10 protein-coding genes are annotated in these 22,595 nt (G+C 71.1%); 3 read left to right on the top strand and 7 right to left on the bottom strand.

The window, feature by feature from the left end:
* Positions 1–708: 708 nt before the first annotated feature.
* On the top strand, positions 709–957 hold the full coding sequence (locus tag ACBJ32_RS32095; protein ID WP_375129910.1) for a hypothetical protein: 249 nt from the start codon (positions 709–711) through the stop codon (positions 955–957).
* Between the two features lie 69 nt (positions 958–1,026).
* Here the strand turns inward: ACBJ32_RS32095 and ACBJ32_RS32090 are convergent, their stop codons facing one another.
* Genes ACBJ32_RS32090 through ACBJ32_RS32080 form a run of 3 tightly spaced genes read right to left on the bottom strand, consistent with a single transcriptional unit; the run spans position 1,027 to position 18,601 of the window.
* Positions 1,027–8,967: a SpvB/TcaC N-terminal domain-containing protein gene (locus ACBJ32_RS32090; RefSeq protein WP_375129909.1), complete on the bottom strand. Its 7,941-nt coding sequence runs from the start codon at positions 8,965–8,967 to the stop codon at positions 1,027–1,029.
* A complete protein-coding gene (locus ACBJ32_RS32085) occupies positions 8,964–9,305 on the bottom strand; it encodes a nucleotidyltransferase domain-containing protein (RefSeq protein ID WP_375129908.1) in 342 nt (113 codons plus the stop codon). Before ACBJ32_RS32085 ends, ACBJ32_RS32090 begins: the two co-directional genes overlap by 4 nt.
* Positions 9,302–18,601: a neuraminidase-like domain-containing protein gene (locus ACBJ32_RS32080; protein ID WP_375129907.1), complete on the bottom strand. Its 9,300-nt coding sequence runs from the start codon at positions 18,599–18,601 to the stop codon at positions 9,302–9,304. Before ACBJ32_RS32080 ends, ACBJ32_RS32085 begins: the two co-directional genes overlap by 4 nt.
* Positions 18,602–19,126: 525 nt before the next feature.
* Between ACBJ32_RS32080 and ACBJ32_RS32075 the strand changes: the two genes are divergently transcribed.
* Positions 19,127–20,413, top strand: coding sequence for an alpha/beta hydrolase family protein (locus ACBJ32_RS32075; RefSeq protein WP_375129906.1), 1,287 nt, complete (start codon positions 19,127–19,129; stop codon positions 20,411–20,413).
* A 233-nt stretch (positions 20,414–20,646) separates the two neighbouring features.
* On the opposite strand, the gene ACBJ32_RS32070 is transcribed toward ACBJ32_RS32075, so the two are convergent.
* From ACBJ32_RS32070 to ACBJ32_RS32060, 3 genes are read right to left on the bottom strand one after another with little or no spacing between them, the layout of a single operon-like run.
* Positions 20,647–20,784 (bottom strand): hypothetical protein, encoded by a 138-nt coding sequence (locus tag ACBJ32_RS32070; protein ID WP_375129905.1) that lies wholly within the window; start codon positions 20,782–20,784, stop codon positions 20,647–20,649.
* 41 nt (positions 20,785–20,825) lie between these two features.
* Positions 20,826–21,041, bottom strand: a complete 216-nt coding sequence (locus ACBJ32_RS32065) for a hypothetical protein (protein ID WP_375129904.1) — start codon at positions 21,039–21,041, stop codon at positions 20,826–20,828.
* Positions 21,042–21,044: 3 nt separating this feature from the next.
* Complete coding sequence (locus ACBJ32_RS32060) at positions 21,045–21,188, bottom strand: hypothetical protein (RefSeq protein WP_375129903.1); 144 nt, start codon at positions 21,186–21,188, stop codon at positions 21,045–21,047.
* 43 nt (positions 21,189–21,231) lie between these two features.
* Between ACBJ32_RS32060 and ACBJ32_RS32055 the strand changes: the two genes are divergently transcribed.
* On the top strand, positions 21,232–21,525 hold the full coding sequence (locus tag ACBJ32_RS32055) for a hypothetical protein (protein WP_375129902.1): 294 nt from the start codon (positions 21,232–21,234) through the stop codon (positions 21,523–21,525).
* A gap of 40 nt (positions 21,526–21,565) precedes the next feature.
* Here ACBJ32_RS32055 and ACBJ32_RS32050 read toward each other — a convergent pair whose 3' ends face one another.
* On the bottom strand, positions 21,566–22,558 hold the full coding sequence (locus ACBJ32_RS32050; protein ID WP_375129901.1) for a hypothetical protein: 993 nt from the start codon (positions 22,556–22,558) through the stop codon (positions 21,566–21,568).
* Between the last annotated feature and the right edge of the window lie 37 nt (positions 22,559–22,595).

Raw genomic sequence — 22,595 nt, 5'->3', positions numbered from 1 at the left:
AAGAGAATGGAAGACCGTGGACGGAGAGCGGGTGCGGTGGGAGCTGCGCGTAGAGATGTACGCGACCCCAGAGCAGGCACGGGACGTTGAGCAAAGGGTGCAACGCCTGCTGTGCCCTGATCCTGATCATCGTTCGCCATGTCCGATTCCCTGGTCCACCGGTCTTTTCGAGGCCGAAGGTGACGTTGCGGCGGATCTCGAAGAGCAGTACCTGATCGAGCGGGGCGGGAACGGCACCGCTGGCCCGTTGAGGTGACCATCCCGACGACGAACCGGGACGTGACCTGCCTTCGAGCGCGGGATCTCACCATCTTGGCGTTACGCGCCGGTCGGAGGCCGGTGGCGAAGATGGCCAGGTAGGGCGAGGCTCCCGGTTCGGCGGCGGCGATCCGGTCGTCGAACAGGTGGCCGTCGCGGTCGGTCATCATCGTGGCGAAGCCGCGGACCAGCGCGGCAGCCCTGACCGCGAGCTCGCCTCGCTCAGCGTGAGATCGCGCGGTGGCCGCCGGAATGCCGATCGCGTCGAGAGGCGGGATCGGAGAGCTCGTCTCGCTTGGGGGACGAATGACCAACGCCAGGCGCTCCAGCCGGGCGGACGCCGGGTTCGGCCGCGCCGCGGCGTGTGGCAGCCGGCGTGAACAACTTGACGGTCTGTAGCGTCATATGTGCGTTGGGATACCACCGTGGCACCTCGGAGTGGGGACGCGCATGAACGGCAGCTGGCACCAACGACAGCATCAGGATTTCCTCGACCGGTGGGAACGAGACGATCAGCTCCGGCGACGGCGCAGGCGCACTTCGAGCGCGGATCCGAGCTCCGGCGACCTCCTGTTCGTGCCGGCGCTGATCGGCGGCGGGCTGCTGGTGGCCGCGCTCCTCGGGCATCCCCCGGCGGAGGTGTGGGACTGGGTGCGCACCACGGCTGAACACCTCATCAACGCGTGGCTGAACGGGTGACCCCACGTCCCTGCTCGTGCTTGTGGATCTCCTCTCAAGAGAGGCAAGGAGCTCGTCCGGCCGGGCAGGTCACTTGGCCGCAGGGGTGAGCCAGTCGCTGAGCACCTTCCGATCGGCCTCGGTGAGCGGGCCGGGCTGCAGCGCGGTCCCGGACGTCGCCCTGCGGTTCCACTCGTTGTTCGGATCGAGGGCGCCGCCCGGCCCGTGGCACTGGGCGCAGAACGGGTTGCGTCCCTCCTGGATCGCCTTGTCGGCGAGCTTCTGATCGTAGTAGTTGTCACCCTGCGGCCCCAGGAGGCCGAAGACGACCGAGTGCGCCGTACCGACCGGGGTGTAGTAGTAGATGTCCTGAACCGCGCTCCAGGCCACGTTCTCCGCGTTGACCTCGCCGTGGACGAGCGTCTCCGTGGTGTTGGCCGCGGGGTTGATCGCCTGTCCCGCGGCGTAGACGTCCCCGGTCTCCAGCAGGACGTAGCCCGAGATCCCCACGCCGATCGCCAGGCCGATCCAGCCGCCGATCTTCTTGCCCTTGGGCACCTTCGGGGCGTGCGGGGCGTGCGGCACGTGCGGCGCGGGGCTGAACTCCGGCACCCTCGGCTGCACCCCTTCGGCCGCCATCGTGGTCTTGACGTGCTGGCCCGGATTCTTGACGCCGGCCGCGTGGGCCTTGTTCACCTCGTGCGCGAAGTTGTGCGCCGATCCCTTCGAGCCCGCGTGGCCCTGCTGGAAGCTCAGGTTGGTGGTCTCGAGCGCCTGCGCCGGGTTCTTGGCCAGCTCGTCGAAGGTGTGGTGGACCTGGATGCCTTCGAGTGAGATGCCGGTGGACTGGGCCAGTTTCCCGAACCTGGTCCTGACCTTGGCGTACGTCTCCCTGGCGTAGTTGATCCCGGTGCCCTTCTTCCTGTTCGAGCCCAGGCCCTTCGCCGCCGTGCGTTCCCCGAGCTCCTTCTGGAAGGCCTCCACCACGCCCTGGTAGGTGTCCTGCTTGAAGCCGGGGCCGAGCTCCTCGACCACGGCCTGCTCCCACAGCTTTCCGACCTTGGCGTCGTTGCCGATCAGCCCCGGCAGCGGTGGTTTGCCCTGGTAGCCGGAGGGGTCGTGCAGGGTGATGGGGTTGTCGCCGCAGTAGGCGTACGGGCAGGGTCCGTCGGCGAGCCCGGCCGGGTCGCAGCTCAGCCAGCGGGCCAGCCAGGGCGCGTAGTAGCGGGCGCCCTGGTGGACGAACCCGGTCTCCTCGTCGCGTTCCTTGCCCGTGCCCCGGTAGCGTTTCGCCACCTCGGTCAGGCTCCTGACTCCCTGGTACGTCGTGCTGCCGAAGGGGGCGTACTCCTCGTAGGAGATGATCCGCGCCTGGTCGTCGAGCTCCAGCACCGCCGAGTCGAGGTGGTTGCCGAACTGGAAGCGGATCCGCCGCCGGGGCACGCCCGGCTCGGTGCCGGACAGGCGGGTCTCCACCAGGAGGACGCGGCGCTGGTCGTCCATGAGGTGCAGCGTCTCCCGCTCGACCTGGTCGGAGCCGTGCGAGCGGTAGATCTCGGCGGTCTCCAGGTAGACGCGCTCATTCTTGATCCGGCCGTCGGCCCGCTCGGTCACCTTGCGAACGCGCTGGCCGGAGGAGTCGTAGACGTAGTAGGTGCGCTCGCTGCCCCGCTCGGTCATCCGCAGGTGGTCCTCGTCGTCCCAGGCGATGACGGGCAGGTGCGGCAGGCGCAGCAGGTTGCCGTGCGGGTCGTAGCCGTCCCCTGCGACGCTGTAGGTCTCGTTCACGCCGTCGATGGCGGTGCCCGTCAGGCGGTTGCTCCTGGCGGCCGGCTCCAGCGCGCTGGCCTCGTCGTAGGTGAAGGTGCGCCGCCAGCCCGCCTGGGCGGGGCCGCTGCCGTGGTGCCGCATCGCGAGCATGTTGCCGGCCAGGTCGTAGGCGTACCGCTCCACGTAGCCGGCCATGGCGTTGCCGTCGCCGGGGTGCGGCACCGGGACGCGCGGGGCGTCGTCGGACGAGTGCGGGACCGGCGTCGCGCTCTGGCCGAGGTGCTCGCGGCCGGTGGCCTCGATCAGCCGGTAGGCGGCGTCGTAGACGTAGTCGTTGCTCGGCTCGACCCGCCGGTTGCCGAAGAAGATCGTCTGCTGGGCGTCGTCCCTGATGTGGGTGATGTTGCCCGCCGGGTCGTAGGTGTAGCGCAGGTTCTGGACCTGGCAGCCCGGCCATCCGGGCGGTGCCGGGTCGGGGCAGTCGCCGGGGAACGCGGCGGCGGGGCGGCGGGTGCTCAGCCTCCTCAGGCGGAAGGTGTCCGGGTCGTAGGCGTAGCGGGTCTCGGTGCCGTTGCCGTAGGCGATCAGCAGCCGCCGGCCCAGCGCGTCGTAGTCGATGCCGGTGACCGCGTCCAGCCCGGCGGTGGCGGGGTCGAGGGGCGCCGGCGGTTCGGTGGCCTGTTCGAGCCAGGCGTGCAGGCGCTCCAGCAGGTTGGCCTCGTTGTAGACGGGCTGGATCACGTTGACCGTGGTGCCCGGCCGGTCGCTGTGCGGCGCGACGAGCTGGGTCGGCCGGTTGAGCGCGTCATAGCTGGTCCTGCTCGTGAAGCTCTCCTGCTCCAGCGCGGGCGCGGCGGACCAGTCGAGGCTGTCGCGGTAGTCTCGCGCCAGCCTGCGCCGGCCGCTCAGCAGGTTGCCCTTGAAGTCGTAGTCGTCGGTGGTGACGACGCCCGCCTGGTCGCGGCGCTCGACCAGCCGGCCGCGCTGGTTGCGGGCCTGCGGGTCCGGCCGGCTCTCGCCATACGCGCTCCGCTCGACCAGCTGGTCGGCTGCCGTGCCCGAGCGCAGGAACGTGTCGAGCGGCCGCTGGAGCGCGTCGTAGGAGAAGCCGAAACGGTGGCCGCGGCTGTCCCAGGTGTAGCGGCGCTTGCCCGCCACGTCCAGCAGCATCCAGCGTTCGCCCGACTCCATGCTGGACTCGTGCACGGAGTTGCCCAGCATGTCCTGGTCGTAGCGGATGACGACGCGGTCGCGGGCGTCGGTCACCTCGCGCTGGTTGCCTTCGACGTCGAGCAGGACGCTGGTGCGCTGGACCTCCTCGACCGGCGGCTCCGCGGCGGGCGAGTCGCTGTACTTGTACCGGTTGTGCACCAGGGTGGCCATCGCGCGGCCGAGCGAGTCGCAGTGCACGACCCTGGGCGTGGCGGCGTGGATCTCGGTGCCGCGCGCCGCCCTGGTCTCGGCGGCGCGGTCGCCGGGGTCGGGGTGCCTGGCCGCGAACGCGGCGGCGTGCGCCGGGTCGGTGCGCAGCGCGTGCCAGGTGGGCAGGTAGTCGGTCGCGGGCAGCCGGGCGAAGTGGTCGCCCACGTCGGGGTCGGTCGCCGGGTCGGCGACGGCCACGGTGTCGTTGACGGTCCAGCTCTCCTCGCGCCACGGGTCGAACGCCGTCTTCTCCCAGGTGTGGTCGGGGTGCAGGGTGGCCACCACGCGCTCGGCCGGGTCGTAGAACATGGTCACGGCGACGCCGACCCGCACATCGGACTCGTACCGGTGGGTGTCGGTGAAGAAGGGTTCGTACTGCCTGACCGGTTTGCCCTTGTTGTTGTAGACCGTCCAGCCGCTGCCCACCCAGCGGGGGTTGATGGCGTCGTCCGTGGTCAGCGGGCGCCCGTCGGGGCCGAGCAGGATCCGGCCGTCGGCGTCACGCCGCGGCCCCGGGCCGGGCTCCGCCTGGATCTTCTGCTGTGCCACCCGGCCGAAGCCGTCGGAGTAGCCGATGCCGACCTGGACGGGCCCGGCGCCATCGGAGGCGTGCCGTTCGCGGGCCAGCGTGGCGATCGGGGTCGGCGGCCGGCGCGCCGGGTCGGGCTCGCGCCAGTGCGCCGCCGGGTCGGTGACGTAGCGGGTGCCGGCCTCGCCGAGCAACGCCGCCGCGAGCGGCCCGCGCGGGTCGGCGAAGAACGCGTCGGTCTCGGCCCGCGTCAGGTCGGCGCGGAACGCGGCGGTCAGCCGGTCGCCCCGAGCGGGTGTCTCCTCGGGCTTGCCCATGACCGCGACGCCCGCGACCACGCCGAGCGCGTCGAACGCGATCGCCGAGCGGTTGCGGTTGGCGTCCATCACGAGCGCGGGCTGCAGCACCCGGTAGTCGTGGCCGCGCCGCACCAGCGGCTGGTCCGGGTCGGGAGCACGCTCGCCGACGGTGACCCGGTTGCCCAGCGCGTCGCGCGTCTCCTCGGGCAGGAGGTCGTGCAGGTCGTAGCGGACGGTGCTGTCGGTGCTGACCGCGCCGGTGTGGAACGGGTCGCGCGTGCGGTGCGGCAGGAAGAAGTGCCGCCTGGCGTGGGCGAGCTCCTGGGCGGGCGAGTCGGCCGGGTCCGGCGAGTAGAAGCTCCGCCCGCTCGGCGCCCACCAGCCGGCGTCGCCCTCGGAGTGCAGGTAGCGCCCGTCGGACTCGAACATCGCGTCGGTCGTCCTGCCGCCGTACAGCTTGGAGACCAGCGCCGGGGTGAACGCCAGCTTGTGGCTCTGGAACGGCAGCGCCAGCGGCTCCAGCCGGCCGAGCGGCAGCGGCCCGGTCAGGTCGTCGCGCCTGAAGTAGGTGCGCACGCGCTCGATCAGGCGCTTCTCCCGGCTGCCCGGGGTCGGCGCGAGCGCGTAGTCGAGCGGCAGCGCGGCCGCCGCCGCGTCGCGGATCTCCTCGATGCCGAATCGGGCGCGACCGGCCGGCAGGAGCACGCCGGTCAGCTCGTACGTGCGCGACTCGCACGGCCGCGGTGCCTGCCGGTCGCCACCGGCGTCGATCTCGTTGGTGACGTCGTTCTCCGTGTACGTGATCACGATCCGCCCCTGCCTGGCCTGGTCGCCAGGCGGGAGTGACGGGTCGGGGCGGCGGCGCCCGTAGGCGACCGAGGCGGACCCGAGTACGTTGCCGAAGTCGTCCACCGCGAGCGTGAGCGCGTGCCCGATCCGCGGATCGGCCGGATCCCGCTCGTAGTGGTAGCTGATGGACTCGTTGGCGTGGGTGAGGAACACGCCGGGATGCCCGCCCGCCGCGGCGCGCAACCGGCGGACCCTGAAGTTCTGCTCGGTCACCAGGTAGGGATGCCCGTACGGGTGGCCGGGGGTGCCGGTCCCGTCGAGGGCGTACACCTCCTGGCGCAGGACGGAGCCCTTGAGCGCCCGGCACGCGTCGCGCTCCTCGGCGGCGCTCAGGCCGCCCGGCAGCCCCGTGACGTCGATGACGGTGTCGTCGAGCAGCAGCGCCCGCGCCTGCTCGTCGGTCAGGCCGGGCTCGCGGTAGTACTCGCCCTTGTCCACCGGGTCGAGCAGCCCGGCGACGGCGTCGGAGACCCGCTCCCGGCCCTGGTACAGCCCGGTGTGGAACCAGGTCCTGGTGAGGATGGGCGGGACGTGGGAGGCCGGGTCGAGGTTGCCGCTCACCGGGACGGGGCCCGGCGCCAGGTGCTCGGTGTCCCACTGCTGCACCATGCCGAAGCCGCGGAACTCCCGCTCCACCCCGTCGAAGTAGCCGTGGTGGTAGGCGTACCGGGTGACGAACCGGTGCCGGCTGACGTGGTCGAAGGTTTCCACCCGCTCCACGACGTGGACGGGGAACGGCAGCCGGCTCACCCACGGGCGGCCGGCCCGCCGGTCGGCCAGGCAGAACGCGGTCGAGGTCGCGTAGTGCACGCGCGTCTCCGCGCCCAGGTTGTTGACCACCCGGGTCAGCAGGTGCGGCTTCGCGCCGCCCATCAGGTCCACGTAGCGCATCGGGCGGCCGGCGTCGGCCGGCATCGGCAGGGACCAGACCAGGCAGGTGGTGCCGTTGCCGAGCAGGTCCACCGCGGTGACGAACGCGCCGTCGGGCGCCGCGGGCAGCCCGTGCAGGTGGCGCGGGCCGCTCAGCCGGTTGCCCGCCTGGTTGACGTACAGGCGGGTGCTGTCGCGGTGCAGGTAGACCAGGTCGGTGGGCCCGGACCCGTCAAGGTCGGCCAGCAGGACGCGGCGGTGGTCGAACGCGTCGGGCTCGTCGAACCAGGGCACGTTGTCCAGCGTGACCTTGGCGCCGAACCGGCCGTAGCCCTGGTTCGGCCAGTAGCAGACCTCGCCGTTGCGCACCCGGACCAGGTCGGCCAGCCCGTCACCGCACATGTCGGCCATGTGGACCGACTGGACGGCGTCGCCGAAGACCACGCGCGGGCCCTGCTCCTCGTCGAACGCCCGCGCCACCCGGGCGGCCGGGCCGAAACCCGACTCGGCCAGCGAGGGGTGCCAGACGAGGTCGTCGTTCTCGGTGATCAGCACGTCGGCCAGGCCGTCGCCGGTGAGGTCGACGAACCTGAGGTTCGGGTCGCCGGTGTCGCGCCAGAGGCGGGAGGTGAACGGGCGCAGCGGCAGCCAGCCCTCGGCGCCGTCGTTCTCGTACAGTCCGGGCGCCGGGCCGTCCAGGGTGACCAGGTCGAGACGGCCGTCGCCGGCCAGGTCGAGGAAGTGCGCGCCGGCCAGCGACAGGTTGGGCTTCGAGCCGACGAGCCTGGCCGGGCCGAACCCCGCCGGCCGCTCGTCCAGCAGCGGGCTGTGGTTGCGGCGGTAGAACCAGCCGCCGTCCTGCTCGGTCAGGATGCCGGGGACGCCTTCGCCGTACAGGTCCACCCATTGGCGCAGGGTCCCGCCGACCGGGAGCGTTTCGCGCGCCTCCGCGTCCACGTCGCGGATCCGGGGGTCCACCACGACCTTGCCGTACTCCAGCTCGATCGGCGGCAGCGACCGTTCGAGGTAGACGTCCGGCCGGGTCGCGTCGCGGTTGTGGCCGGACTGGGCGATCCGGCGCAGGAAGGACGCCGTGCGGGTGCTGCCCTGGTGGGCCAGCTCGTCGTCGATCGCGACCGGATGGCCGTAGTCGAGGTCGGCGTAGTCGAGCTCGACGGCGCGGACCAGCCCGTCGTAGCCGGGTTCGCCGGGGATGTGGTGGAACATCAGGATGCGGCGGCAGCGGCGGTGGCTGCGGATCTCGAAGCCGGCGCGGTAGGAGGAGAACGGGTCGGGGCGGGCGGCCCAGGGCAGGGCGGGCGCGGCCGAGACGCGGGCGAAGCGGTGCTGTTCGGCCACCGGCCGGCCGGTGTCGGGAGGGAGCGCCTCGTAGTGGCCCTCGTCGTAGTCGAAGACCACCTCGAACAGCCAGGACGCCTGGCTCAGGTCCGGCTGGAGCAGATGCGAGACCTGGTTGCCGTACGTGATGCGTTTGATGTAGCGGTTCGCGCCGCGTGTCCGGTTGTGCTCGCTGATCAGCGTGCGGTCGACGCCGTCCGCGTTCTCCGGTGCGTAGGTGTAGACGGCCGCGCTGCCCTTGTCGTCGCGGGTCTCGCAGATGAGCCAGCTGAACACGCGTGACGGGTCGGCGGGGTCGGCGATGCGGGAGTTGTCGTCCTTTCCGTACAGCGTGGTCAGGTTGTCGGCGGTGATCGTGCGCCAGTGGACGTCGCCGGTGTCGGTCCGCGTCCAGCGTTCGATCCTGGCGAACAGGCCCTCGATGCGGGGGCGGTACCTGCGCACGGTGTGGCCGGGTACAGCGGTGACCTCTCCCGGGACCAGGTCTTCGACGCCGGACAGCAGGTACACGTCGGATTCGCCGGCGTCCTGGTAGCGCGGCAGGCCCTTGTCGGTCTTCCTGGTGATCGAGCCCAGGGACAGGCTCCAGCCCAGCCCGAAGGGGCCGTTGCCGCCGCCCGAGTCGTAGGCGAGGGTGAGCGACGGGCCGAAGCCGGACCGGCCCGGCGTCACGGGGATGGGCACCGACAGCGAGCCGGTGCCGGTGGCGGGGACGGCGGCGAACTTCTCCCCCATGCCGCGGATCGCGCCGCCGCCCTTGGGCAGCGCGATCGACGGCGCGGCCGTCGGCTCGGCCCCGCCCGAAGCGCCGCCCGAAGCCTCCTCGGGGGCGCGGTCGGGGGCGCGGTCAGGGGCGCGGCTGGGGGCTCGATCGGGGGCGCGGACGGAGCCGCGGTCGCGATCCAGGCGCGGGACGCGGTCGGCGGCGGTCACGTGACTCCCCCGCCGTCGTGCTGGTAGAGGGTACGGCCGGACCGCAGCACCGAGTGCAGGAAGTGATGCTCCTGCCTGCCGTACTCGCGCAGCTCCTCCTCGGTGACCACGTGGATGTCGACGGGTACGATCCAGCCGCCCAGGTAGGGCGCGAAGTCCGACGGCCGGGGCCGCGGCGCCTCGTCGCCGGCCACCACGACCAGCAGGTCGAGGTCGCTGCGGCCGGTCGCCCGGCCCTTGGCGTACGAGCCGAACACCATCACCCGCCGCGGCCTGGCCACCATGACCACGCGCGCGACGATGGTGTCGATCTCCCTGCCGCTCAGGTTGGCGTTCATGGCTGCTCCACCGTGTAGTTGACGATCAGGAACAGCTCCCGGATCGCGTCCGCGGGCAGCGAACGGAAGTCCGCCGCCCCTGCCCTGCGCACCTTCAGCGTCCAGCCCGTCAGCGGCGCCTCGTTGCCGGTCAGGTCCTTGGCCGCGCGGTGCAGCCCCTGGTAGGCCGGGTGGGCGGCCAGCGGCAGCAGCTCCGCGCCCAGCGGCGCCAGCGACGCCTCGTACGGCTGCGCGTCGTGCATCCTGGCGGCGACCTCCACCGTGCGGATCTTCTTCGTGGTGAACGCCCGCGTGAAGAACGGCAGCCGCTCGGCCAGGTCACCCAGGTCCATCACCTGGTCACCGGCCGCCGGGTGGAGGAACCTGTAGAACTCATCGGGGAAGTCCCGCTTGAGGTCCAGCACCCGGTACAGCCCCTTCCTGCCGCCGGCCAGCACCGCACCGGTCAGCGTGTCGTCGATGTCCTTCAGCGCCTGGGCGCGCAGCAGCCCGCCGCCCTCGCGCGCGGTGTAGCGCAGGTGGATCACGACGTCGGAGATGGTGTCCGGGTCGAACTGCGGGATCTCGGTGTTCAGCTTGAGATGCCAGGAGCCGATCGCGCCCGCCCCCTCGAACGGCATGTACCGCTGATCGTCGAAGCGCAGGTCGAACAGGCCGTTGTCGTCCACGGCCGAACTGGTGGCGATCGACTGCACCGCGGTCACGCCGTCGCGGAAGCGGAGGTCGCCGGCCGGGTCCCTGGCGTACTGGCCGGCCAGCAGCGTCGCGTCCTTGCGCAGGCTGTTGCCGGTCAGCGTGAGCGTGGCCGCCACCGTGCCGTACGGCCCCACGACGCACGGGATCGTCAGCCCGACCGACCTGAGCCGGCGGAAGTAGTGGCCCGGGTGGTCGAGGTCGAAGACCACTTCGGGGATGTCGACGAAGCATTCGCCGTTCCGCTTGAGCTGCAGCAGCGCCACCGGGTCGAGCTGGGCCAGCGAGACGTGCTTGGTCAGCTCGTACTCGCGCTTGTTCAGCTCCAGGTAGGCCGCGTCCAGGCGGCGCAGGTCGTGGCCGAGCCGCTCGCCGGCCAGCAGCCCCTTGCGCAGGCTGTCCCAGTAGCCGTAACGGACGTAGCCGGACTCGGTCAGCCCCAGCTCGTGGCGGAAGCACCGTTCGGCCCGCTTGGCCAGGTCGAAGGCGAGCTGGTAGCTCTGGAAGTACACGGTGGAGAGCTGGCCGATCATCCAGTCGTACAGCTCGGCGCTGGTGAACTTGCCTCGCTGGAACTCGTCCTGGGTGGCCGCGTTCGAGCGCTGCCTGTCGTGGTGGCGCAGCTCCTGCTCGGCGATCCGCTGCCGGATCTCGGCGGCCAGGATCTGCTTGTCGATCTGCGGCAGCTCGGTGGCGGCCAGGTCGCGCTGGTGCCCCCACTCCTGATGCCGCCGGTCGTGGCCGCCCATGACGGCGGCCAGCGACGCGCCCTTGTCGGCGGCCGTGGCGATCGAGCGCAGCGTGGAGACCGCCATCTCGGCCGCGTTGCCGATCTGCTGCCCGCCGAGGCTGGCCGACACGGTGGGCGTGCCGCCGAACCCGGCCGCGCCCGCCAGGAACGTCGGGATCAGCTTCAGCCCGCCCGACAGGATGTAGCCGACCGCGACCGCCGCCTCCAGGCCGAGCGACACGCCGGACAGCGCGAGCGCGATGTTCTCGCCCGTGTTCAGCCCGTCGTCGAGCAGCCGCTGGTGGTAGGCCCGGCGCAGCTCCGCCAGGTCCCGGCCGCGCCTGGTGGCCTCCCAGGTCTCCCGCGCCTCGGCGACCTGGCTGCCGCGTACGTCCCTGAGCAGGTCGAGCAGGGCGATCTCGTGGCCGGAGCGCAGCGTGGCGAACAGCTCCGCGTCGCGCTTCTCCAGCGCGGCGAGCATCGCCGAGCCCAGGTTGGTGACGGCCGCGCACACCTCCTGGGCGCGCTGCATCATCACCGGGAATCGGTAGGACGGCATCGGCGCGCTGATGTCGCTGAGCGCCGCGCCGACGTCGAGCCCGGCGGCCGTGGCCTTGACCAGCAGCGCCGGGTCGATCGGCGGTTCGAACAGCGGGAGCCCGCGCACGGTGCCGGCGAGGTTCATGCAGTGACGGATCTTGAACAGCCGGTCCTCGACGGTGTCCCAGAGCGTCAGCAGCGTGTCGTTGGTCGGGATGCCGAAGTACAGCACGTCCAGCCGCGGCAGCTCGGGCCCGTCCGGCGCGGGCGCCGTGGGGCCGGGCACCTCGGGCAGCAGGTTCTCCACCGTCCGCAGCACGTTGCCGAAGTCGTCGATGCCGCGGGCCAGGAGCTGGTTGAAGGTGCGGACCGGGTTCGGGACCCGGCGCGGCACGCTCTTGGGCCGCCTGCCGAGTATCGTCGCGGCCAGCACGTAGAGCTGGGTCGCCTCGTTGATCGACTCGATGGTGTCCTGGCCGAACAGCTGGTCGCCCCACGCGGTCAGCGCCTGGACGTACTTGATCAGCACGTTCTTCTGGTAGGCGACCGTGCGCATGCGGGCGATCGCGTGCGGGTTGAACGGGTGGTCGCGCCACTCGGCGACCTGGGCCCGCAGCTCGGCGTCGCCCTTGGCGACGGCCAACAGCATGTTCTCGATCTTCTGCTGGTAGTAGCCGGCCCTGGTCGTCTCGTAGAACGGCTTGGTGATCCAGTACTTCTGCTGCGGCGTCTCAGGGTCGGGTGTCGCGGTGTCGGTGCTGGTCGGGTCGAAGACGTAGTGGAACCACTCGAGCGCCTCCTCGAAGCGCTGGTTGGCTGCCAGCTTGCCGGCGATCAGCATCGGGATGTGGAAGAACAGCTCCCAGTTGTAGGGCGCGTACGCGCCGCGGTAGCCGAAGTCCACCTCCTCCACCGGGTGCGGCGCGACGACCGTGAAGTCCGGCTGGTAGGCGGCGAAGTCGAACGGCGGCGGACTGCCCGGCACGCTGCGCGGGTCGATCTGGATGCGCCGGTTGAGTACGCCGCGCAGCCCCCAGATGTTGAGCTCCTTGATGAACAGCTCGACGAACGGGTGGTAGTGCGGGGAGAAGCGGAACGCCGAGATCGACCAGCTCTGCCAGCCGTTGGAGTTGTACGACCAGTACGTGCGGTGCTCGTAGTCCACGAAGTAGCTGCGCGCCTGGTCCCAGGTGAACATCGACCCGGTCTCGGCGAACCCGGACGCCTGCGCGTCGAGCACCGTCCACGTCCGGTTGGGCGTGATGTTGCGGCGCAGCCGGATCGCCGGGGCGCTCTGGTGCACCGGGATCGTGTGCGGCTTGCCGAACTCGGTGGTCGCGGAGTAGTAGAAGTACTGGGCGGCGGTGTGGTGCCGGAGCAGGTTGCCGTGATGGACGCTCTCCGGCCCCGACACGAGGTGCTCGAAGAAGCCGAGCGTGTCCGGGGTGATCTGCGGGCCGAGCTTCTCGTAGTTCTTCCCCGCCATCGGGGCGATCCTGAAGGGGTCGCTGGTCACGTACAGGTGGGTGCGGATCTGCGGGGTCATCCTGGTGCGGAAGGCGATGTTCTGCGGCTGGTCGCCGCCCGTCTCGGTGTGCAGCACCCGCATCGGCACGTCCGAGAGGACCTTGGGCGTCCACGTGCCGTTCTTGAGCTCGCTCCAGAAGAGCTGGACCTCCCAGTACTTGCGGGGCCGCTCGACCGGGAAGGTGGTGTTGGCGTTCGGCGTGCGCACCGCGGCCGGCTCCTCGGCCTTCTCCATCAGCTGCGGCCACATCACGTACAGCCTGCGGTTGTGCATGCCGAGCATCAGGTGGTCGCCCGTGATCTCCAGGTCCACCGGCTGCCAGGCGGTCCAGCGGGCCCGGTTGAGCCGGGTGCGGTAGAAGTACTCGGCGCCCTTGCTGCTGCGGGTCCGGCCGATCACGTGCAGCACCGACTCCTCGCCGATCCGCTGCTCGAACATGGCGCGGATCTCCAGGTTGGCCACCTTGTCGAGCTTGTCGAGGTAGACGCGGTAGGCCTGCTCGACGGTCTCGGCGGTGACGTCCTGCTGCTGCAGGTCGTGCTCCAGGTCGAGGAAGAACGGCGACTTCTCGTCCCGCAGTTCCGGCTCGATCCAGTTCTCCGGGTACAGGAAGACCTTGCGGTTGGCCTCCCACACCCGGTAGCGGCGCATCCACTGCCACTGCTTCCACTTCGGGTCGGTGACCGTGCCGGCCACGATGTCGAGCTCCAGGCTCTGCAGCACCCGCTGCACGAAGAGCTGCGCGGAGCCGGTGGCCTGCTTGAGCCGGGAGGTCAGCGCGCAGGAGCCCATCTCCACGTCGATGAGGAAGTGGCTGTACAGGCCGTTGGAGTCGGTCCAGCTCTGGCCGCGGCCCGGGTCGGGGTGCGCGACCAGCCAGTGCGCCAGCACGTCGCGGCGGCGTTCGCGCAGCGCGTCCTGGACCGGGCGGTTGGCCTCCAGCCACTGCGGCAGGTCGTACCTGGCCTTGAGCACCTGCTTGATCTCGTCGGCGACGGCCGCGTCGGGGGTGGCGTCGGCCCAGGCCACGGCGCGGGCGGCGGTGACGCCGAGCCTGCGCAGCGCCGCCATGGCGGTGGCCAGCCTGCGCAGGTTGTCCGCGTCAGCCAGGCGGGACTTGACCTGGTCGGGCGTCGCCCAGCCGTACGCGGCGGCCAGGGCGGTGAGGTCGGCGGCCTTCCACGCGGTCAGCCCGGCCAGCGCCGTGATCGTGTCGGCGGAGCTCACGGCGGGGTCGAGCAGCCGGTCGGCGAAGTCCAGCGCGGTCAGGTCGGAGGCGGGCAGCTGGGGCGTCCAGTCGAACCACCAGCGCATCGCGCTCCAGCGGGTCAGCTCGACCGTGGTGCTCTGGTCCACGCCGAGCGCGGTCGCCTTGATCCAGCCGAGGCGTTCGGCGTTGTCGCCGATCATCCACCAGGTGACGTCGGCCGGTCGCATGCCGAGCCGGCCGACGAGGGTGGCCACCTTGTGCAGCAGCCGCAGCGCCGTGTAGACGGCCGGGAACGTCGCCTCGTCCAGCGCGAACGCGGGGTCGGCCAGCCGCGGGTCGTTGATCACCGTGCGCAGGTCGGCCGGCGAGGCGGGCAGGCGCAGCCGGGTCAGCGCGGTCGCGGTGGACACCTCGTCGATCCTGAGCAGCGCGGCCACCTGCTGGTCGATGAACAGGTCCTGCTGCGTGCGCAGCAGGAAGGCCTCCAGGCGCGGCGCGACGGCGGCGAACCGGGCGTCGATCCTGACCTGCCGCTGGGACGGGGTCTCGCCCGGCGGCAGCTCGGCCAGCGCCGCGCGGGCGGCGGCCAGATCGCTGAAGATGGCGGCGAAGTAGCGGCCGATGAGCGCGTCACGCTGGGCGGGCGGGCCGGTCCAGCCCCCGTCCACCAGGGCCAGGGCGGCGATCAGGTCGGCGTCGGCGGCCAGCGCGGGCAGTTGGCCGAGCTTGGCGCCGACGTAGCCGGCGGCGGTCTCGTCGTCCTGCTGGCGCAGCCGGTTCCCGATCTCGGCCAGGCCGGTCCTGAGCTGGCGCAGGAAGGCCAGCACGCTGCGGCTCTCCAGCGCGACTCCCGCCGTGACCTGGTGGGTCAGCAGGTAGTCCAGCTCGGCCACGGTGAACGCCGAGGCGCTGACCTGCCCGGCCAGCTCGGCGAAGGCCGACGCCTGGGCGGGCGAGCCGAACGGGTCGGCTCCGGCGATCCTGGCCAGCCGTACGAAGTCGCGTACGGACAGGCCCAGGCCGCGGGCCAGCACGACGACGCGGTGCAGCAGGCCGAGCACGGTCGCGTTCAGCGGCGCCGATCTGGCCAGTCCCAGGTCGGCGAGGATCAGGTCGAGGTCGGCCTCGCCGATCCGCAGCCCGGCGAGCAGCCCCGGCACTCGCTGCTCGATGGTGCCGCCGAGGTCGGCGGCACGCGGCGGGAAGGTGCCGGCGGCGTCCACCAGCCGGTTGCGGAACAGCCGCTGGTAGAGCGTCTGCACCGGGACGCCGTCACCCTGCGCGCGGTCGGTGTACTCGTGATCGTCGAAGCCGCGGAACACGGTGACCAGCGTCGGCAGGTCCAGCCCGGTACGCTCGCCGAGCCGCCGCAACCCGGCCAGGTCGCGCAGCGCGGCCTCGTCCAGCGGGCGTCCGGCCAGGCACAGGTCGAGCTCCCATGACGGGATCCCGAGCCGCTGCCACAGCCGGGTGAAGCGGTGCACGCGGCCGAGCGCCTCAGTGGTCAGCCCGCCGATGGTGAAGGCGGAGGTGTCGCAGGAGGCCCCGTTCGAGCCGGGCAGGTCCTGGATGGCGATGGTCCTGCCGGGATCGACGTAGCGCAGCTCCAGGAGCTGGACCAGGTCGCGGTAGCCGAGCTCGGCCCGGTGCAGCATCACCGGCACCTTGCCGAGCACCTCGATCCAGGTCCCCGTCACGAGCTGCGCCGGGTCGTCGGGATGCGGGATGGAGTTGCCTGTCTCGGCCAGGCCCCAGTACTCCCAAGGCTGCCTGCCGGGCAGCAGGGCGGTGATGACCTGCCGTTCGGCGTCGCCGATGCCCAGCAGCGCGCAGTCCACCTGCAGCGGCGTCGGCGTGCTGCCGCCGGGGCCGCTCTGCCCGAACAACTCGAACAGCCGCGCCTGCGGCAGGCCGAGCTGGTCGAGATAGCCGCGGCTCTGCTCGGCCGACAAATCGAACGGCACCGCGAACGGGAAAACCTCGCCGGCCAGCTTCGCGTACGCGGCCAGGTTGACGTGCTCGGGATTGGCCCGCACCTCGGCCGCCGACCCGATCGTCTGCCGGGTGACCCGCACGGCCAGGTCGGGGCCCTGCCGGGACACGCTGTAGGAGCGCGCCCTGTCCCTGATCGCCCAGCGGCCGTTGATGTCCCGGTCGTAGACGTAGGCGTCGGCGGCGACCGCCACGTTCTTGGCGCGCAGCTCGGCCAGCACCTCGGCCGCGATGGGCCCCTCCGTCAGCCGCGGCTGGATCGCGGCCGACAGCAGGACGGCGGGCGGCGGCGCGACGACGTCTTCGAGTATCTCGTTGACCAGGTCGATGTAGGGCAGCGGCGTGTTGGTGTTCTCACAGCTCAGCTCGATGTCGCCGAGATCGGGCCGCCGTTCGAGCAGCACCTGCCTGACGGTCTTGCCGGCGTTGATCCCCTGCCCCTGCGTGTTGCGGTCGCCGAGGAAGCGCAGCACGTCCACGAAGTGCGCGGCCGGGCTGTAGACGGACTGGCAGGCCGAGCACTCGCAGTAGTCGAGCGAGCCGAAGAGCGTCTGCAGGTTCGGCAGAGTCGCGATCTTGTCCTGGGTCTCGGGGGTCAGCGTGAGCGCGGGCAGGGCCGCCGGGGCGAGGCCGTTGAGCGCGAGGTTGAGGTCGGCGAACGTGGTCAGCGCCAGCGCGTACGTGTTCTCCGCCTTGCGGTAGATCGTGCGTGCTTCGACCCGGTTGATCGGCGTCTCGACCAGCGTGTCCACGAACTGGCCCTCGCCCATGAAGTAGATCTGCTGTGCGGAGTCGACGCCCTGGCGCAGCAGCGTGTTCGCGGCGGCGAAGGTCGGCTTGAGCTTGAAGACCCGCTGCACCGCGGCCAGCTCGTCCAGCAGGCCCGCGTCCACCTCGCCGTCGCCGTTTGCGTCGCCGCTTCTGTCGCCGCGCTGCCGCTCCTCTGCCAGGAAGTGGTCGATGCGGAAGCGGTCGAGCTGGAGGCCGGGATGCTCATCGAGGAAGTCGGCGACCCTCCGGCTGAGCTGCGGCGCTGCCGAAGGGGCCCGTCTGGCCTTGGCCGCCAGCGACGCCGTCGGATACGACCGCTCGAACTGCTGGTCGAGGATGGCGGCGTAGGTCTCCCGCTGCTCCTCCGGCGTGTCGCCGTCGATGTTGTCCGGCACGCCGACCGGCCGGCCGTCGGGTCCTGGACGGGCGAACGCGGCGAACCAGTCCTGCCTGGAGAACTGGGCGAGGGCCCGCTTGGTGAGCTGCCCCGCGGTGACCTGCTTGGCCAGGTTCGTGACCAGCGGGACGTGGTTGCGGGTCAGCGTGCCCAGCTCCACGTTCAGCCGTACCTGCTTGACCGTGGCCTCGGGCAGCGACTCGTCCTCGTCCAGGCGCTTCCACAGCTCGGTCAGCGAGCCGGAATGCGCGGAGATCGTGGCCAGGATCGTCTTACGGTGGTCGGGCCGCACGCCGGCCGAGTCGAGCAACTGTCCGATCGTGCCCTTGCCGCCGCCCACGCTGACGTCGGCGGTGAACTGCACGTTGATCCTGGCCAGCACGGCGAGGATCTCGTCGATCTGCGTGCGCAACCTGGCCGGCACCAGGTTGTCGGCCACGGCCTTCTCCAGCAGGTCGCGCTGGCGCTGCGGGAGCATCGCGGCCAGCGCTCGCAGCAGCGCGTCCTCCATCAGCGCGATCCGCTCGGGGTGCTGGACGTCGTTCAGCAGCGACTCGCGGAAGATCGACGGCTCGCCCTGGCGCAGGAACGCGAACAGCGCTTCCGGCGGCAGCCCGTTCTTGTCCCGCTCGGTCCGCTCGGCCAGCCGCCACGACGCCGCCCACGTGCCGATCTGCAGCGCGGTGTAGCCGCTCTCGCCGACCAGGAACGACACGTCCTGGAACTGCTCGTCCTCATGCAGGTCCACCGGGCTCAGCCCGTCGAGCAGCGGCATCAGGACGCCGGTCTGCACCTCCCACTCGGAGGGGCCTGCGTAGACGGCGCCTTCGAGACCCAGGTCGAGCTCGTACTCCGCGGGGGCGTTGTAGTGCACCGTGGAGCGGAACAGTTGCGCGCCCGAGCCGTCGGACACGGTCAGGACCAGGTCGGCCGAATCCTTCTCGGCGCGGCGGAACTGCGCGTGGGAGTAGCGGATCTCGTACTTGCCGTCCCGCACGGGCGACTGGCCGAGCGGCTGCTCACGGCGCAGGTCCCGGTCGAAGGCGCGCACGGTGACGCCGGTCATCAGCTCGCCGAACGCGTCCCGCACCGTCCCGAAGACCCGGCGATCCAGCGGCGTGGCAGCTGGCCTGAAGTCCGCCTGGAGATCGATGACGGTCTTGGGCATCTCCTTGCGGTGCGGCCTGCTCTTACCGACCTCGCGGTCGCCGACCAGCACCCGGATGATGACGGTGGCGACGTGGGTATGCGGGTTCTGCGGGTCCTCCACGACCTTGATCCCGTAGCGGCCGTCGGACCCGGTACGCTTCTCGCCGAGCGGGACGTCCTGGTGAGCCGATCCGGGGCCGGACGCCTTGATCAGCGCATCAGGCAGCGGATTGCCGTCCAGGTCGATGATCAGTCCGGTGACGACGTACTCCCGTGCTTCTGACATGTTCCCGCCCCTTGGCCTGACGACGCGCAACGAGGCCCAGCCACCACCGACAGGACAACCGGGCTATATGGGTACAGATGCTTGGGTTCTGCAGGAACGCCGGCCGGACCACGTGCGGCTCGTGAAGGGTCGGCGTCAGGGAATATCGACAGGCAACTGCAGAACGGTCGTCGCCACGAGCCCAGGGAGAGCGCGGGGCGCACAGCCGCCGTGCACATATATGTCCGCAAGCCAACTGTGTCCGTGCCGTGCGGGAAACAACCGATTCCTTATCAGGCCATCACCGCGACTGATTGCCATGCCACGGGGGGCACCACCCGGCCCGCCGATGCTCGCTCCCGGTCACCTGCCGGCAGCCGAGCGACGGGCAAGATGGCGCCGCATCCTGGGACCGCGTCGGCCTGCCGTGCCCTTCACGGATGAGCTACGGCCCATCCCGAAGGAGGATGCGCGTGGTGCCAGGGCGCTGCCAGAGTCGGAAGGCAGGCGACCGCTGGGCCGCCCCGTTCCGGAAGGACACCAGCAGTGTCATCGAGACACACCAGGGCGGTGCGAGGTTCGGCGCTGATCGCGGGGCTCGCGCTCGCGGGCGGGCTCACCGCGACCGCTCCCGCCGTGGCGGCCGAGCAGGCCAAGCTCTCCGCGCCGGCCCTCATCGGCCGGTACGACGTCGGCACCGCCGACCTCCACCTCGTCGACCCCTCCCGCCCCGATCCGTGGAAACCGGAACGGCGCCGGGAACTCATGGTCACCCTCACCTACCCGGCGGACCGGTTCGCCGAGGGCCCGCGGGCACCGTGGCTCACGCCGGGCATGAGCACCGTCGTCGACCAGGCGCTGGCGGGCGAGGACTACCTCGATCTCCCGGCCGGCTCCATCGACTGGGCATCGGCCAAGCGTAGGGCCGAGACCGGCGTCCCGGTGGCGCACGGCGCGCCGAAGCCGGTCGCGCTCTTCTCCCCCGGCTTCGGCGTCCCGCGGGAGACGTACACGGGGATCATCGACGATCTGGCGAGCCGCGGCTACGTGGTCGTCTCGCTCTCGCACACCTACGAGAGCGCGGCGGTCGAGTTCCCCGGCGGGCGACTCGAACTCGCGGTGTCCGGGGGTGAAGGCCCCGATGACGAGAAGAAGGCGCTCGACGCCCGGGTCGCCGACAGCCGGTTCGTCCTCGACCAGCTCACGAAGATCAACCGGGGCGAGAACCCCGACGCGGGGAAGCGTCCGCTCCCCCGCGGGCTCGGCCGGTCGCTCGACCTGTCCCGGGTCGGCGCCTACGGGCACTCCTACGGCGGGTTCACCGCGGGCGAGACGATGGTCCACGACCGCCGCATCGACGCCGGGATCAACCTGGACGGCGCGATGGCGACCGAGATCGGCTATCCCCCGGGAAGTCCTTACGTGCCCGGCGAGGTCGCCAAACGCGGCCTGGACAGGCCGTTCCTCCTGATGGGCGCCGAGGGCGTCGACGGGAACGGGAAGCTGCTCGAGCACACGCACCGGAATCCCGAATTCGACCGGAGCTGGGCCGACTTCTGGGCCGGCCAGCGAGGCTGGAAGCGGGATCTGCTCCTGCGCGGCGGCAGCACGCACCTGGCCTACAGCGATCTGCAGATCATCGTGCCGCAACTCGGCGCGCGCGTGGCGCCGCAGAAGCGTGAGGCGGTCATCGGCACCATCGACCCCCGTCGTTCGCTGGCCGCGCAACGGGACTACATCGGCGCCTTCTTCGACCTGCACCTTCTCGGACGGGACCGGCACCTGTTCGACGGCGAGTCCCCGCGCCACCCGAACATCGACTTCATCGACTAGTGGTTCGGCTCGCAGCCTTGGCCGGGTGATCGACGTGCCGTCTCACGGTCAGCAGCCTGTCTGCAGGGGCCGCGGCGGGCGATCGTGGTGCTGATGCGCATGCTCGCCGCCATCGCCGCCTGCATCCGCCGGCACAACGCCCGCGCCGAGCCGAAGACCCGCTTCGCACCCGAGTCGGCCATGCGGAGGGGCGGCCGCGCTTCGATCGACGAGAAACGCATCCGAAGGTCAGGTCACCAGGGTACGACCCCGTTGTCGTCGAACAGCCGGCCGGTCGGGCCCCCGTCCGGCAGGGTCGCCAGCCGGATGGCGATCGCCGCGCCCCGCTCGGGGGTCCGGGTCCCGCTGAATCCGTTGAGGTCGGTGGCCACGTAACCGGGGCAGGCGTTGTTGATCAGGATGTTGGTGCCGCTCAGCTCCTTGGCGTACTGGATGGTGACGGCGTTGAGTCAGGTTTCGTCGGCGCGTAGGCCCCGCTGATCCCCCCGAGGTCGACGCCGGGCGTGGTCTGCAGGGCCAGGGAGCCGACGTGGCTGGACTGGTTGACGATCCGCGGGCGCTCCGAGCGGCGCAGCAACGGCAGCATCGCGTTGGTGACCCTGATGACGCCGATGACGTTGGTCTCCACCAGTCACCGGACGGTCTCGAGGTCGATGGTCGTGGATTCCTCCGGCCAGCCGCCGGCAACGCCGGCGGTGTTGACCAGTACGTCGAGCCGTCCTGCCCGCTTGCCGATCAGTTGGACCGCGGCGGCCACGCTCCCGTCGCCGGTCACGTCCAGGGGTACGCACCCGCTCGCCGGCCGCTCCCGGGTCCGGATGGCCGACGTCACCACGCTGCCAGAGCTCCCGATGGCCCGCTGGCCCGGTCCCGGCGGCAGCTACCCAGAAGGGCCGGGCGCAGAGGTACGGAACCTGACACAGCTCTTCCAGCTGATCGCGCTCGGCCGTACCACTGCGGTCATTCCCGAGTCAGCCGCCGCCGACTTGCGCCGGGACCTCGCCGCCGTGCCGGTCCTGGACGCTCCGCCCGTGACAACGGTGATCGCCTGGCCGCCGCACAGCCGCCTCCGTGCGGTTGCCGACCTGATCCGCGTCGCGACATGTCTTTGAACCCGGAGGTGGAGGGCGGCCACCCGGCGAGCCGTCTCGATCAGTAGGCGCGCGTGCGCCCGACCCATACGTTCTGGGCCCGGAAGTAGGTGTTGCCGGTGGGCCCCGGCAACTGGTCCGCCCAGCCCGGGGAGCTCTCGTCGTCCAGGCCGGACGCGTACGTGCCCATCTGCAGGTTGATGATGAGCCACATCGGGATGCCGGCCCAGCCCTTGCCGAGATGGTCGGCCACCCAGTTGCCGCCGAAGGAGTACTCGAGCCTGACGTCGTTGCCGTCCTTGTACATCCAGACGCGGTACTTGATGAACTTGCTCCTGGGATCGGTCTCGGCGGTGGTCTGCTCGGTCGTCCGGGTGACGTAGTTGCCGCTGTCCTCGAACTCTCTGTCGTCGCCCGTACTGGTGGCGTTCCAGGTGTTGAAGAGGTTCTGAGGGTATGCGCCGTCCTGCCCGACGTACTCGAGGATGTCGGTCTCCGGCGGCCACACGTCGACCCCGGTCAGCCAGAACGCCGGCCAGATGCCCGGGCCGGTGTCCGTCCTGAACTCGCCCTCGATGTCGTATTCGGGGAACTGATCGTTGATGACGATCTGCTGCTTGGCGTGGATGGCGCCGGAGTTCCACCACAGCGGGGCCTTCGGTGGATGGGAGCTGGTCCCGGCCGGCTGGGACAGCCGGGTCGCGGTCAGGGTGAGCACGCCTCCGGAGAGGGAGACCTGGCTGTCCAGCATCTTGGCGGCGCCGTTGTGCGTCGTGACGTCGCCGAAGGTACTGGGGTAGTTGCGGGCCCACACCTGGTCGAAGGCCGTCCAGCTGTTGAAGGACGTCTTCTCGATGATGTTCTCCCACGTCTCGGCGCCGCGCGCGGCTGCACGGGCGGCGCGGCGGGTGGCACTGCCCGCGGACGGGGAGGCCGCCTGGGCACCGGCCGGGAGGCCCGCCAGGCCCACCGAGAGACCGCCGACGGCTAAGGCCGAGGTCAGGAGCCGTCGCCGGCTGATGCCTTGCTCGGAGTTGTTCTCAGAAGTCACCACAATCGGCCCCCATCAGTCAGTGATCATGGTCAAGCAG

Origin of the sequence: Nonomuraea sp. GTA35 (genome assembly GCF_041950525.1) — a bacterium.
GTDB lineage: Bacteria > Actinomycetota > Actinomycetes > Streptosporangiales > Streptosporangiaceae > Nonomuraea.
The sequence above is the reverse complement of the archived record's forward strand: the minus strand, read 5'-3'. Positions and strand labels throughout refer to the sequence as shown.

Bases quoted from the DNA above. Each gene is read 5' to 3' on its own strand.
- ACBJ32_RS32095 (WP_375129910.1), top strand. From the start codon at position 709: ATGAACGGCAGCTGGCACCAACGACAGCATCAGGATTTCCTCGACCGG.
- ACBJ32_RS32085 (WP_375129908.1), bottom strand. From the start codon at position 9,305: ATGAACGCCAACCTGAGCGGCAGGGAGATCGACACCATCGTCGCGCGC.
- ACBJ32_RS32080 (WP_375129907.1), bottom strand. From the start codon at position 18,601: ATGTCAGAAGCACGGGAGTACGTCGTCACCGGACTGATCATCGACCTG.
- ACBJ32_RS32055 (WP_375129902.1), top strand. From the start codon at position 21,232: ATGGCCGACGTCACCACGCTGCCAGAGCTCCCGATGGCCCGCTGGCCC.